12 protein-coding genes are annotated in these 13,920 nt (G+C 72.1%); 8 read left to right on the top strand and 4 right to left on the bottom strand.

Annotated features, from left to right (window positions below):
• Positions 1-58: 58 nt before the first annotated feature.
• Entirely contained in the window at positions 59-2,107 is a 2,049-nt protein-coding gene (locus ACILQ5_RS16425; protein ID WP_395659102.1) for an APC family permease, read from the top strand.
• A complete protein-coding gene (locus ACILQ5_RS16420; RefSeq protein ID WP_395659101.1) occupies positions 2,104-3,330 on the top strand; it encodes a class I SAM-dependent RNA methyltransferase in 1,227 nt (408 codons plus the stop codon). Before ACILQ5_RS16425 ends, ACILQ5_RS16420 begins: the two co-directional genes overlap by 4 nt.
• Before the next feature lie 22 nt (positions 3,331-3,352).
• On the opposite strand, the gene ACILQ5_RS16415 is transcribed toward ACILQ5_RS16420, so the two are convergent.
• Positions 3,353-3,742, bottom strand: coding sequence for a nuclear transport factor 2 family protein (locus tag ACILQ5_RS16415; protein WP_395659100.1), 390 nt, complete (start codon positions 3,740-3,742; stop codon positions 3,353-3,355).
• Between the two features lie 110 nt (positions 3,743-3,852).
• On the opposite strand from ACILQ5_RS16415, the gene ACILQ5_RS16410 reads away from it, so the two are divergent.
• The gene (locus ACILQ5_RS16410; protein ID WP_395659099.1) at positions 3,853-4,623 is read left to right on the top strand and encodes a helix-turn-helix domain-containing protein; all 771 of its coding nucleotides are present in this window, start codon (positions 3,853-3,855) and stop codon (positions 4,621-4,623) included.
• 22 nt (positions 4,624-4,645) lie between these two features.
• Positions 4,646-6,004, top strand: a complete 1,359-nt coding sequence (locus tag ACILQ5_RS16405) for a serine hydrolase domain-containing protein (protein WP_395659098.1) — start codon at positions 4,646-4,648, stop codon at positions 6,002-6,004.
• Between the two features lie 45 nt (positions 6,005-6,049).
• Here ACILQ5_RS16405 and ACILQ5_RS16400 read toward each other — a convergent pair whose 3' ends face one another.
• From ACILQ5_RS16400 to ACILQ5_RS16390, 3 genes are read right to left on the bottom strand one after another with little or no spacing between them, the layout of a single operon-like run.
• On the bottom strand, positions 6,050-7,021 hold the full coding sequence (locus ACILQ5_RS16400; protein ID WP_395659097.1) for an ATP-binding cassette domain-containing protein: 972 nt from the start codon (positions 7,019-7,021) through the stop codon (positions 6,050-6,052).
• A complete protein-coding gene (locus tag ACILQ5_RS16395) occupies positions 7,018-7,791 on the bottom strand; it encodes an ABC transporter permease (protein WP_395659096.1) in 774 nt (257 codons plus the stop codon). Before ACILQ5_RS16395 ends, ACILQ5_RS16400 begins: the two co-directional genes overlap by 4 nt.
• Before the next feature lie 31 nt (positions 7,792-7,822).
• Positions 7,823-8,617, bottom strand: coding sequence for an ABC transporter permease (locus ACILQ5_RS16390; RefSeq protein WP_395659095.1), 795 nt, complete (start codon positions 8,615-8,617; stop codon positions 7,823-7,825).
• 206 nt (positions 8,618-8,823) lie between these two features.
• Here ACILQ5_RS16390 and ACILQ5_RS16385 point away from each other — a divergent pair, with 206 nt between their 5' ends.
• The 4 genes from ACILQ5_RS16385 to ACILQ5_RS16370 all read left to right on the top strand — a co-directional run bounded on the left by ACILQ5_RS16385 (position 8,824) and on the right by ACILQ5_RS16370 (position 13,879).
• Complete coding sequence (locus ACILQ5_RS16385) at positions 8,824-11,634, top strand: aconitate hydratase (RefSeq protein ID WP_395659094.1); 2,811 nt, start codon at positions 8,824-8,826, stop codon at positions 11,632-11,634.
• 134 nt (positions 11,635-11,768) lie between these two features.
• Complete coding sequence (locus tag ACILQ5_RS16380) at positions 11,769-13,109, top strand: hypothetical protein (RefSeq protein WP_395659093.1); 1,341 nt, start codon at positions 11,769-11,771, stop codon at positions 13,107-13,109.
• Positions 13,110-13,157: 48 nt separating this feature from the next.
• Entirely contained in the window at positions 13,158-13,583 is a 426-nt protein-coding gene (locus ACILQ5_RS16375; RefSeq protein ID WP_395659182.1) for a SigE family RNA polymerase sigma factor, read from the top strand.
• Complete coding sequence (locus tag ACILQ5_RS16370; protein ID WP_395659092.1) at positions 13,580-13,879, top strand: MTH1187 family thiamine-binding protein; 300 nt, start codon at positions 13,580-13,582, stop codon at positions 13,877-13,879. The genes ACILQ5_RS16375 and ACILQ5_RS16370 overlap by 4 nt, the downstream gene beginning before the upstream one ends.
• The last annotated feature ends 41 nt before the right edge of the window (positions 13,880-13,920 follow it).

Raw genomic sequence — 13,920 nt, 5'->3', positions numbered from 1 at the left:
GACCGGCTTCAGGCACGGATGCTCCGCCCTGGCTGGCCGAGGGATAGCCTTGCCCGTCGTGGGCGTCGGCGACGTATCGAAGCGGATCCTGCTGGGACGCAAGCTGCGGAGCTCCCAGCTGGGCGAGACCTTGCTGCCCAAGCGGATCGCGCTGCCGGTCTTCGCCAGCGACGCCCTCTCCTCGGTGGCCTACGCCCCGGACGAGGTCTTCATCATGCTCTCGCTCGCGGGCGCGTCGGCGTACGTGTGGTCCTGGAAGATCGGCATCGCCGTCGCGCTGGTCATGGCCGCGGTGGTGGCGTCCTACCGGCAGACCGTGCACGCCTACCCGAGCGGCGGCGGCGACTACGAGGTGGCGACCGTCAACCTCGGTGCGACCGCCGGCCAGACGGTCGCCAGCGCCCTGCTCGTCGACTACGTCCTCACGGTCGCCGTGTCGATCTCCTCGGGTGCCCAGTACGCCGCGTCGGCGATCGCGCCGCTGAGCGGCCACGAGGCGAACTTCGCGACCCTGATGGTGCTCCTGCTGATGGCCATCAACCTGCGTGGCATCCGGGAGTCCGGCACGCTCTTCGCGATCCCGACCTACGCCTTCATGGTGGCGATCCTCGGCATGTGCGCGATCGGGCTCTCCGAGCTCGCCGCCGGCACGCTGCCCCAGGTCGAGAGCGCCGCCTACGACATCGAGGCGGCGCCGGGCTACGGCGACGCGATGACCACGGTCGCGCTGATGTTCCTGCTCGCGCGCGCCTTCTCCTCCGGCTGTGCGGCCCTCACCGGCGTCGAGGCCATCTCGAACGGCGTGCCGGCGTTCCGCAAGCCCAAGAGCACCAACGCGGCGACGACGCTGCTGCTGCTCGGTGCGATCGCGATCACGATGATGCTGAGCATCATCAACCTCGCCGACCAGATGGGGCTGAAGTACGTCGACCCCAACGACCTCGACCGGCTGACGATCGACGGGAAGCCGGTGCCGGCCGACTACGACCAGCACGCCGTCATCGCCCAGATGGCGCGGGCGATCTTCCACGACTTCCCGGTCGGCTTCTACTTCGTGGTGACCGTCACCGGCATCATCCTGGTCCTGGCGGCGAACACGGCCTTCAACGGCTTCCCGGTGCTCGGCTCGATCCTGGCCCGCGACGGCTACGCGCCGCGGGCGCTCGGTTCCCGCGGCGACCGCCTCGCGTACAGCAACGGCATCGTGTTCCTCGCCGTCATGGCGATCATCCTGATCCAGGCGTTCAACGCCGAGACGACCCGGCTGATCCAGCTCTACATCGTGGGCGTCTTCGTCTCCTTCAACCTCAGCCAGCTCGGCATGATCCGGCACTGGACGAGACACCTGCGCACCGAGACCGACCCGGCCGAGCGCCGCCGGATGTTCCGGTCGCGGATCATCAACACGATCGGCCTGACCTTCACCGCGGTGGTGCTGGTGATCGTGCTGCTGACCAAGTTCATGGCCGGCGCCTGGATCACCATCCTCGCGATGATCGTGTTCTTCATCATCATGCGCGGCATCCACCGCCACTACGACAACGTCAACCTCGAGCTGGCCGCCGACGAGGAGGACAAGGTCCTCCCGACCCGGGTGCACGCCGTGGTGCTCGTCTCCCGGCTGCACAAGCCCACGCTGCGCGCCCTGGCGTTCGCCAAGGCCACGCGGCCGAACGTGCTCGAGGGCGTCTACGTCTCGACCGACCCCGAGGCCACCCAGCGCCTGATGCAGGAGTGGGACGACCGCAACCTCGGCGTCCCGCTCAAGGTGCTGCACTCGCCGTACCGCGAGCTGGTCCGGCCGATCGTCGACTACGCGATGGAGATCAAGAAGGCCAACCCGCGTGGCGTCGTCGCGGTCTACATCCCCGAGTACGTCGTCGGCCGCTGGTGGGAGCAGCTGCTCCACAACCAGACGGCGCTGCGGCTCAAGGGCCGGCTGCTGTTCGCGCCGGGCGTGATGGTGACGTCGGTGCCCTACCAGCTGCGGTCCTCCCAGCTCGTCCGCGAGCGCGAGGAGCGGCTCGGGTCGTGGACCCGCCCCACGGAGTACCGGCTGGGCAACGTGCCGGAGCGGGACGGCACCGACCGGCAGACGCCCCGATGAACCGTCGGCCGCGGCAGCGCAAGGCGCGGGGCGGGTCGCGGGTCGGCGAGCGGTTCGAGGCCGAGGTCGGTCCGGTCGCCCACGGCGGCCACTGCATCGTGCGCCTCGAGGGCACCGCCGTCGGCCCGGCGGAGCGGCCGCGGGTGGTCTTCGTGCGGCACGCGATCCCGGGGGAGCGGGTGGTCGTCGAGATCACCGAGGGCACCGAGGGGGACCGGTTCTGGCGCGGCGACGCGGTCGAGGTGCTCGAGGCGTCCCGGGACCGCGTCGAGCCGCCCTGCCCGTACGCCGGCCCCGGCCGCTGCGGCGGCTGCGACTGGCAGCACGTCGCGCTGCCGCGGCAGCGCGAGCTCAAGGCCGCGGTGGTGCGCGAGCAGCTGGCGCGGCTCGCCAGCACCGACCTCCACGTCGAGGTCCAGCCGGTGCCCGGTGACGAGGGCGGGCTGCGCTGGCGGACCCGGATCCAGTGGGCGGTCGGCTCCCGGGGCCGGCGCGGGCTGCGCAAGCACCGCTCGCGCGAGGTCGTCCCCGTCGACGACTGCCTGATCACCCGCACCGACGCCCGGTCGGTGACCCGGGCCGGCACCACCCTCGACCGGCACCACTCCGCGCTGTCCACCGTCGTGGGGGAGCGGGTGGAGACGGCCCGGTACGGCGAACACCTGTTCGCGGTCGAGGCCGACGGGTTCTGGCAGGTCCACCCCGGTGCCCCACGGGCCCTGGTCGAGGCGGTCATGGACCTGCTGGAGCCCCGCCGTGGGGAGGTCGTCCTCGACCTCTACTCCGGGGTGGGGCTGTTCGCGCGGTTCCTCGCCGACGCGGTGGGCCCCTCCGGCCACGTGCTGTCGGTCGAGGCCGACCGGACCGCGTCCAAGCACGCGCAGACCAACCTCGCCGGGCTGCCCGGCGTGGTGGTCCAGTGCGGTGCGGTCGACCGGGTCCTCGCCTCGCAGCTCCCGGCGGCGTTCGAGCACGCCGACCTCGTCGTCCTCGACCCGCCGCGCGAGGGCGCGCGCGAGCTGGTCGTCGAGCAGGTCGTCGAGCGCAGCCCGCGCGCGGTCGCCTACGTCGCCTGCGACCCGGCGGCCCTCGCGCGCGACGTCGCCACGTTCCAGAAGTTCGGCTACCGGCTCCGGTCGCTGCGCGCTTTCGACATGTTCCCGATGACGCACCACGTGGAGTGCGTCGCGCTGATCACGAGGACGGGCTCCGACCTGCGGTGACGCTGTTACCGCCCTCGGTGGCTCACTGGGGGACGAGGTCGAGGAACCCTCGCACGTCCTCGATCCGGCCCTGCCGGTCGAGGACCACGACGTCGAAGCCGATGACGACGGGGTCGGCACCGGCGGGACCGAGGCCCCACCGGAAGCGCAGCTGGTCGTGGTGCCAGTCGACCTCGCCGATCAACGAGAACACCGCGCCGGGGAACTGGCCGTGCACGCCGGCGACGACGGCACCGACGCCGTCACGTCCCCGGACGGCGACGAGCGGGTCGACGTACGCGACGTCGGGAGACCAGTACGACGCGAGCAGCTGGTCCCGGTGCGCCTCGTCGGTCGCGTTCCAGGTCTCGAGGTAGGCCCGCGCGGCGTCCTGCGCGATCGCCGTGGTCGTGGTGGTCGTCTCGGTGGTCATGTCTCTCCTCTGGGATCGGGTGCTGGACCACCAATGTGCTCGACCGAGGTGGGGTCGGCCATGACCTGTGAGGTCATGGCCGCGGGCACGGGCGCGGTTATCGTGCGGGCATGCGCGACTCGGGGCCACGGGAGCAGACCGTCGGATCGCTGCTGCGGGACTGGCGGGGCCGGCGGCGGATGAGCCAGCAGGAGCTGTCGAACCGCGCCTCGGTGAGCACGCGGCACCTGAGCTACCTGGAGAACGGACGATCCACGCCGACGCGCGCCATGGTCGCGACGCTGGTCGACCACCTCGACGTCCCGCTGGGCGCGCGGAACGAGGTGTTCCTGGCCGCCGGCTACGCCCCTCCCTACGACCGGAGGTCGCTGGCTGACGAGGACCTGGCACCGGTGATGGACGGCCTGCGCCGGCTCCTGGACGCCCACCTGCCGTGGCCGGCGCTGCTCCTCGACGACCGCTGGGACATCGTCGACAGCAACGCCGCCGTGGACGCGCTGCTCGACGGCTGCGCTCCCGACCTGCTGGAGCCGCCGGTGAACGCGATCCGGGTGACCGTCCACCCGCAGGGTCTCGCGCCGCGCATCCGCAACCTCGCGGAGTGGGGAGGCCATCTGGTGGGCCAGCTCCGGCACCGTGCCGAGATGACGCGCGACCCGCGCCTGGGGTCGCTCCTCGCCGAGGTCGAGGAACACCTCCCGCCCCGTTCCGGCGTCGAAGCCCGCGGACCCGTCGTCACCATGGAGATCGAGCTGGACGGACGCCCGCTGCGGTTCTTCAGCGTCTCGGCGCGGTTGGAGATGGCCACCGATCTCACCGTCGACGGTCTTCACCTCGAGACCTTCGTTCCCGCAGACACGACGACGGCCGCGGTGCTGTGACCGCGGACCGGTGAGGAGAGACATGGACCTGCCCGTCGACCTGCCGAGCGCGGACTTCCTCGACGTCGACGTCGAGGAGATGCTCGCGCGGACGGGTGTGCCCGGGTGTTCGTTGGCGGTCCTCGAAGCCGGCGAGATCGTGTTCCACCGAGGATTCGGCGTCGGTCGCGTCGTCTCGGGTGCACGCGTGACCCGCAGCACGCGGATGGCGGCGTGCTCGATGAGCAAGCCGGTGGCGGTCGTCGCGGCACTGCGCCTGGCCGAGCAGGGTCTGCTCGACCTCGATGCCGACGTCTCGGACCACCTGACCCGGTGGACGCTGCCCGCCAACGGGGACTGGCGGCCCCGGATCACGCTCCGGCAGCTGGCGAGCCACACCGCGGGACTGACGGCTCATGCCGGCTACCCGGGCTACCGGCGGGGAGAGGCCGTGCCCTCGCTGGTCGAGGTGCTGTCGGGCACCCATCCCGCGAACGCCCCGGGTGCTCGCGTCGACCTGGTGCCGGGTGTCCAGTTCCGCTACTCGGGCGCAGGCACGACCCTCATCCAGCTCCTCCTGGAGGAGCTGACCGGCATGACCGCAGCCGACGCCGTGACCGAGCTCGTCCTCGAGCCGCTCGGCATGCGGGCGAGCAGCTTCGTCCAGGAGGTCGACGATCCCGAGCGCGCTCAGGGGCACCTGTCGGGTGGCCGGACGGTGCCGGGCGGCTGGCGGGTGCAGCCCGAGGTGTGTGCCGCCGGGCTGTGGACCACGCCGGCGGACTACCTGCGCTTCATGGTCGGCGTCCAGCGTGCCCATGCCGGCGAACCCGACAGGGTCGTCACGTCGTCGTCGGCTCGGGCCCTGCTGTCGCCGGTGGCCGAGCTGCCCTCGGGGCGGGACATGACGGGCATGAGCCACATCGGCCTGGGGTTCTTCGTCGCCGCCCACGAGGGCGCGCCCGCCTGGTTCGGGCACACGGGCTCGAACGTCGGCTTCGTCTGTGCCTCCGTGGCGAGCACCTCGGGCGACCACGGCGCGGTGGTGATGCTGAACAGTGACGACGGCGCGCCCGCCGCCAAGACGCTGCTGCAGTCGATCGCACGGACCCGCCGGTGGACCGACTCGCCCCTCGACGGTCGCGCAGCGCGGGACCGACCGGCGGGCATCGGGTCGCGCGCCGGCACCTACGCCACCGAAGGCGGCCTCCGGGTCGAGCTGGCCGAGGACGACGGCGAGATCGCGCTGACGGTCTCCGGTCAGGCCGCGGTCCCGCTGCGGCTCGACGACGCGACCACGCTCTCCACCGAGACCCTCGACCTGCGGGTGCGGCTCGACCCCGACGGATCACTCTCGATGGACCAGGGCGGTCACCTGACCACGCTGCAGCGCACGACCTGATCCACCGAACCTCGCCTCACGGGTGCGTACCGCCCTCGGGGGCGGTCACCGTCGCGAGGCGTAGACCCGGCGGACGACCTCCTCGACGTCCGGCTCCTCGACGGCGAGGTCGACGACCTCCGCCCGTCCGGCCAGGGCACCGAGGACCCGGGCCGCGGTGGTGACGTCGGGGTCGAAGGCCAGCCGCTGCCGCATCCCGGAGCCCTCGCTGCCGAGGTGCCGGGTGTCGGGCACGTCGGCCAGGTCGGCCGTCGGCTCGGCGAGGTCGACCACGAGCACCCGCTCGGCGCCGACGGTGCGGGTCAGCCCGGCGAGCGTCCCGTCGAACACCAGGGAGCCGCGGTCGACGAGGAGGATCCGGTCGCAGAGCCGTTCCACGTCGCCCATGTCGTGGGTGGTGAGCAGCAGCGTGGTGCCGTGCAGGCGCCGCTCCGCGACCAGGAACTCGCGCAGCCGCTGCTTGGACAGCACGTCGAGGCCGATCGTCGGCTCGTCGAGGATCACCAGCCGGGGCGAGTGCAGCAGGGCGGCCGCCACCTCGGCGCGCATCCGCTGCCCGAGCGAGAGCTGGCGCACCGGTGTGCCGAGGAACTCGGTCAGCTCGAGGCGCTCGACCAGCTCCTCGGTGCGCTCCTGCTCGGCGGCCCGGTCGAGGGAGTGGATCGCGGCGAGGATGCGCAGGGACTCGGACACCGGCAGGTCCCACCACAGCTGGGTGCGCTGACCGAAGACGACCCCGACCTCGCGGGCGAGCCGACGTCGGTCCGGTACCGGTCGCAGCCCGCACGTCGTGACCGACCCGCGGGTCGGCACCAGGATCCCGGTGAGCATCTTGATCGTGGTCGACTTCCCGGCGCCGTTCGCGCCGATGTAGCCGACCGCCTCGCCGGGCTCGATGCGCAGGCTCAGGTCGCTGACGGCGACGACGGTGCGGCGCCGCACCCCGTCGCGCACCTTGAAGTCGCGTCCGAGCCCCTGGGTCTCGACGATCGGTCCGTCTGTCGCCGGGGTGGTCATCCGCCGCCTCCTTGGTAGTGGCGCACGCCGGCGCGCCAGGTCGTCAGGGCGAGCGCCCAGGCCCAGAGGGCGGCCAGCGGGGCGCACCAGCCGAGCCACTCCGGCATCCACTCCGGTCCGGGCAGGCCCAGCAGGGTGACCACCGGCAGGTAGGCGGTGAACGCCATCGGGAAGAAGAAGCCGAAGACGAGGACGAGCGGGCGGCTCCAGACCGACGCCGGCTGCGTGGCGGCGTACCGGCCGCCGTACACGAACGCGTTGGTCGCCTCGGCGCCGTCGACGAGGTAGAACTGCGCGCCGGCCGCCCAGACGAACATGGCGGCGAACGTCGCGACCCCGCTCACCAGCGCGAGGGTCAGCAGGACGGCGGCACCTGCACCCCACGGGACGTCGTTCGCCACCAGGCCGACGACCAGGGCCGCGACGCCGACCGCGGCGCGCGCCAGCCGGCGCAGCGAGATGTCGCTGGTGACCAGCTGGAGGAGCAGCGGCTGCGGCCGGAGGTAGAAGACGTCGAGCGTGCCGGCGCGCAGGTAGGTGGGGAGCGTGTCGCAGTGGCCGAAGGCGAGGTCGGCGAGCGAGAAGGAGATGTCCGCCAGGCCGAAGACCAGCACGACCGCGGCGAGGTCGAGGCCCCCGAGGGTGCCGACGGAGTGGAACACCACCCAGACCTCGGCGAGCTCGACGAGCCCGACCAGCAGCGAGCTGGCCAGGTCGAGCGCGAAGTTCGCCCGGTAGCTGCGCTGCGAGCGCATCCGGGAGGAGAGCACCGCCCGGTACGGTGCCGTCCTGGTCGCCAGGTCAACCACCCTGCACCTCCAGCCGGCGCCGGCCGGCGCGGGTCGCGACCTGGCCGGCGGTCAGGGTGAGCGCCAGCCACAGCAGCTGGAGGCCGACCAGTCCGAGCGCGGCGAGGCCCTCGACGCGGCCCGAGAGCACGTCGACGGGGTACATCATCATCGACGGGAACGGCGTCGCCGTCGCCACGGCGTGCAGCCAGGTGGGGAACATCGCGATCGGCACGAACAGCCCGGCGAGGAAGCCCGACACGACCATGTAGAGGATCGCCACGCCGCGGGTCTCGACCAGCCAGAAGCCGGTCGCCGCCACCAGGTAGACGGTGGTCGCGGACACCACGATGCCGAGCGCGAGGCTGACGGCGCCGACGACGTACGCCGAGGGGCGGTCCGGCACGGCCATGCCGACCACCAGCGCGCCGATGGCGACCGAGGGGATGCCGCGCGGGATGAGCGCGAAGGTCGCGCGCCCGACCTCGGTCGTCACGCTGGCCAGGTGGACGTCCACCGGCCGCAGGAAGTCGACCGCCACGTCCCCGGACCTGATCCGCTCGGCCATCTCGGTCCGGCCCATCAGGTTGACCGAGCCCAGCAGCCCCTGGGAGATCCAGATGTAGGAGCTCATCGTCGCGACGTCGTACCCCGCCAGCTCGCCGCCGGAGGTGCGCACCGCGGCGAAGAGGAGGGCGACCTTGAGCAGTCCGAAGGTCGCGTTGGCGACCAGCCCGCCGAGCGCGGCCAGCCGGTAGGTCGACTGACGCCGGAACCCCGCGACGAAGAGCCGGAGGTAGGTGCGCACGAGGACGAGAACCTACGCGTCTCCCGGCGCCACCACAATCGGGTTGCGCGGCCGACTTCCGGATCCTTCTCGGCGTCATGTATCTTGACGTCAAGAGATATCGCGGGTCCGCACCGGGTACGCGCTTAGGTGAGCCTTCCTTTCCCCGGGCTCCGGCGCGACGGCAGGATGGGGACGCGATCAAGACCGGGACGACGAGTCAGGAGATGACTGCTGTGGCCAGTCAGGACAGCTTCGGTGCGAAGAGCACCTTGGACGTGGACGGGACGTCCTACGAGATCTTCCGCCTCGACGCGGTGCAGGGCGAGGGGCTCGACGTCGCCTCGCTGCCGTACAGCCTCAAGGTGCTGCTGGAGAACCTGCTCCGCACCGAGGACGGCGCCGACATCACCGCCGACGACATCAAGGCGATCGCCGGCTGGGACGCGGACGCCGACCCCAGCAAGGAGATCCAGTTCACGCCGGCGCGCGTGATCATGCAGGACTTCACCGGGGTCCCGTGCGTCGTCGACCTCGCCACGATGCGCGAGGCGATGGCCGACCTCGGCGGCGACCCGGCGCGGATCAACCCGCTCGCGCCTGCCGAGATGGTCATCGACCACTCGGTGATCGCCGACGTCTTCGGCACCCCGGAGGCGTTCGAGCGCAACGTCGAGATCGAGTACGAGCGCAACCGTGAGCGCTACCAGTTCCTGCGCTGGGGCCAGGGCGCCTTCGACGACTTCAAGGTCGTCCCGCCGGGCACCGGCATCGTCCACCAGGTCAACATCGAGCACCTCGCCCGCACCGTCTTCACCCGCGAGGTCGACGGGGTGGTGCAGGCCTACCCGGACACCTGCGTCGGCACCGACTCCCACACCACGATGGTCAACGGCATCGGCGTGGTCGGCTGGGGCGTCGGCGGCATCGAGGCCGAGGCCGCGATGCTCGGCCAGCCGGTGTCGATGCTGATCCCGCGCGTGGTCGGCTTCAAGCTCTCCGGCGACCTGCCCGAGGGCGCGACCGCGACGGACCTGGTGCTGACGATCACCGAGATGCTGCGCCAGCACGGCGTGGTCGGCAAGTTCGTCGAGTTCTACGGCCCCGGCGTCTCGGTGCTGCCGCTTGCCAACCGGGCCACGATCGGCAACATGAGCCCGGAGTTCGGCTCCACGATCGCCGTCTTCCCGATCGACGCGGAGACCGTGAAGTACCTCGAGCTCACCGGCCGCCCGGCCGAGCAGCTCGCCCTGGTCGAGGCCTACGCCAAGGAGCAGGGCCTCTGGCACGACCCCGACGCCGAGCCGCGGTTCTCCGAGAAGCTCGAGCTCGACCTGGCGACCGTCGTCCCGTCGCTGGCCGGCCCGAAGCGCCCGCAGGACCGGGTCTCGCTGTCCGAGGCCAAGGAGTCCTTCCGCACGGCCCTGGCCGACTACGTCGACGACGAGGGCAACGAGAACGGGTACGACGAGGCCGTCGCCGAGTCCTTCCCCGCCTCGGACGCCCCGAGCAACGGGCACGGCGAGGCCCCGCCGGCCGCGCACGTCGCCGCCGGCGCCGGTCCGTCCGGCCGTCCGAGCAACCCGGCCGAGGTGACCCTGGCCGACGGCACCACCTTCACCATCGACCACGGCGCGGTCACCATCGCCGCGATCACGTCGTGCACCAACACGTCGAACCCGTCGGTGATGATCGGGGCGGCCCTGCTCGCCAAGAAGGCGGTCGAGAAGGGCCTGCAGCGCAAGCCCTGGGTCAAGACGACGCTGGCACCGGGCTCGAAGGTGGTCTCGGACTACTACGACAAGTCCGGCCTCACGCCGTACCTCGACAAGCTCGGGTTCAACCTCGTCGGCTACGGCTGCACGACCTGCATCGGCAACTCCGGCCCGCTGATCCCCGAGGTCAGCCAGGCCGTCAACGACAACGACCTCGCGGTCGTGTCGGTGCTGTCGGGCAACCGCAACTTCGAGGGCCGGATCAACCCGGACATCAAGATGAACTACCTCGCCTCGCCGCCGCTGGTCGTCGCCTACGCGCTCGCCGGCTCGATGGACGTGGACCTCTTCAACGACCCGCTCGGCAAGGACACCGACGGCAACGACGTGTTCATGAAGGACATCTGGCCGACGCCCTCGGAGATCGAGGAGGTGATCGCCGCCGCGATCAACTCCGACATGTTCGACGAGAGCTACCAGGACGTCTTCGCCGGCGACGCGCAGTGGCAGTCGCTGCCGACGCCGGAGGGCAAGACCTTCGCGTGGGACGAGGACTCGACCTACGTCCGGAAGCCTCCCTACTTCGACGGCATGCCCGACGAGCCGGAGCCGGTGACCGACATCGAGGGCGCGCGCGTGCTGCTCAAGCTGGGCGACTCGGTGACCACCGACCACATCAGCCCGGCCGGTGCGATCAAGAAGGACTCGCCCGCGGGCAAGTACCTCGCCGAGCACGGCGTCGAGCAGCGGGACTTCAACTCCTACGGCTCGCGCCGCGGCAACCACGAGGTGATGATCCGCGGCACGTTCGCGAACATCCGGCTGCGCAACCAGCTGGCACCGGGCACCGAGGGCGGCTTCACCCGCGACTTCACCAACGGCGGTGAGGTCACGACGGTGTTCGAGGCGTCCGAGAACTACCTGGCCGCCGGCACCCCGCTGGTCGTCCTGGCGGGCAAGGAGTACGGCTCCGGCTCGTCGCGCGACTGGGCGGCCAAGGGCACCTCGCTGCTGGGCGTGAAGGCCGCGATCGCCGAGTCCTACGAGCGGATCCACCGGTCGAACCTGATCGGCATGGGCGTCATCCCGCTGCAGTTCCCCGAGGGTGAGAGCGCCGAGTCCCTCGGCCTGACCGGCGAGGAGGAGTTCTCCATCACCGGCATCACCGAGCTCAACGAGGGCCGCACGCCCAAGACCGTCAAGGTCACGGCGGGCGACGTGGAGTTCGACGCGGTCGTCCGCATCGACACCCCGGGCGAGGCGAACTACTACCGCAACGGCGGCACGACTCGGCTGTTTCGGGATTGCCGGTTTCCCCGGTGAACCGGGGAAACCTGGACTCCGGGGGCAATGCATTGCCCCCGAAGTCCCGGGATTGCCCCCGGAGTCGGCCGCCACCCCTCCTTTTCGCGCGCTGGCGGCGTGGGTAGTGGTGTGAGCATCCTCGGGAGGACCCCATGACCACGCTGCACGACCGGCTGGCCGACCTGGCCGCCGACGCCCCGCCGGGCACACCGGTGCCGGACCTCTGGGACCGCGGCCGGCGCTACGCCCGACGGCGGAGGGTCGGCACGGTGGTCGTCGTCGGGGTCGTGGTGCTGCTGCTGGCGGGGGTGGCCGGGGCGGGCTGGCTGCGGACGCCGCACGACGTCGCACCCGCCCGGCCCGACGCCAACGCCCGGGCGGGGCTGCCGGACCGGCTCTACCTCCCCAGCCCCTGGTTGCCCGGGACGGACGAGACCGGCCCGATCGGCCCGGTCGTCGCCCTGGTCCCCGGGCCGCGCGGCTCGGACGGCACCGGGATCGCCGGGGTCTCCCGCTCCGGTGCCTACACGTTCCTGGACCTGCCCGATCGCGCCGACGAGGCCGAGGCCGAGGGCGAGGTCGCCGTGTCGCCGGACGGCCGGTGGGTGGCGTACTGGTCCACGGGCGAGGTCTCGGACGGTCCGAACACCTCCACCGGGGCCGCTCCGGTGGTGGGGGTGGCGGTCTACGACTCCGTCACCGGCGACGTCCTGCGCCACGAGGTGCCGTCGGCGCACGGCCTGATGCCCGGCGAGCTCGTGTGGGGCGGCACCACGCTGTGGTCGGACTGGCTGCCCTTCGCGAACGCGGGAAGCAGCGGCCACGCCGAGGCACCGCTCGACGACGAGAACGGTCTCGCGTGGGACCTGGCGGACGGGACGAGACGCGCCTTCACCCCGCGCAGCATGCCCCAGGTGTACGACGGCACCAGCTCGGGCGGCGCGCTGGTGACCGTCGACGACCGACGCCTGACGACGTCCACGATCGCGGAGCCGCGGTCACCGGGTGCCCGGTTCGACACGCGGGTCGAGTCCCGCGCGTTCGTCAGCCCGGACGGAGGTCGCGTCGCCGTCCTCGAGGACACCGACGACCCGGGGGTGGCGAGCAACCAGGCGGAGCCGTTGGCGGTCGCGACGCCCGGCGCCGACGGTCTCTCGACGGTCCGCGTCCCGGGCGGGCGCGTCGACGTCGTCCTGGGGTGGCGCGACCGGGACCACGTCGTCGTCCAGCGCTACCGCCAGGCCGACGGCGCCTACCTGTCCGTCGACGTCCGGACGGGCGACTCCGAGCAGCTGCTGGACCTGCCGCCCGAGAACTGGTCGCCGGGGGTGCTCGTGCCGCAGGACGTCTGGCAGGCGCCCCAGTTCGCCGCACCCGCGCCTCCGGACCCGATGAGCCCGAGGACCAGGGCGACCCTGGTCGGGACCGGTGCGGCAGCCGTGGTGCTGGGCGGCGTCGCACTCGTCCTCTGGAGGCGTCGTGTCCGGCCGTGAGGGCGACCGCGACTCCTTCGAGGAGTACGTCGCCGCGCGGCGGGCGCGCTGCTGCGGACGGCCTTCCTGCTGACCGGCCACCACGAGGACGCCGAGGACCTGGTGCAGGTCGCGCTGGTGAAGGTGGTCCCGCGGTGGACCCGGATCGCCGACGACCCGGAGCCCTACGTCCGGAAGGTGCTGGTCCACGAGAGCGTCAGCCGCTGGCGGCGCCGGCGGTGGCGGGAGGTGCACACCGACGCCGTCCCCGAGACGCCGGTCGACGACCCGGGCGCCGACCGGCTGGCGCTGCGCGACGCGCTGGCCCGCCTCGCGCCGCGGCAGCGGGCCGTGATCGTGCTGCGCTACTACGAGGACCTCACCGAGGTCGAGACGGCGCGCGTCCTCGGGATCTCGGTCGGCACCGTGAAGTCGCAGGCGCGCGACGCCCTGGCCCGGCTGCGGGTCGAGCCGCTGGATACCGTCAGGGCATGATCGTTGCCTTCAGCATCTCCCCGACCGCGGCCGACGACACCGGCAGCGTCTCCGAGGCGGTCGCGGCCGCCGTCGGGGTCGTGAAGGAGTCGGGACTGCCCTACGAGCTGAACTCGATGTTCACCAACGTCGAGGGCGACTGGGACGAGGTGATGGCCGTGGTCAAGCGCGCGGTCGAGGTCGTCGCCGCGGTGTCGCCGCGGGTCGGGCTGGTGCTCAAGGCCGACATCCGGCCGGGGTACGACGGCCAGCTCACCGCGAAGGTCGAGCGGGTCGAGCGGTTGCTGGCCGACTGATGTCGGAGCTGCCGACCCACCCGCCCCCGCGGTACCCACCG

It is taken from the genome of Nocardioides sp. (assembly GCF_044226305.1).
GTDB lineage: Bacteria > Actinomycetota > Actinomycetes > Propionibacteriales > Nocardioidaceae > Nocardioides.
The sequence above is the reverse complement of the archived record's forward strand: the minus strand, read 5'-3'. Positions and strand labels throughout refer to the sequence as shown.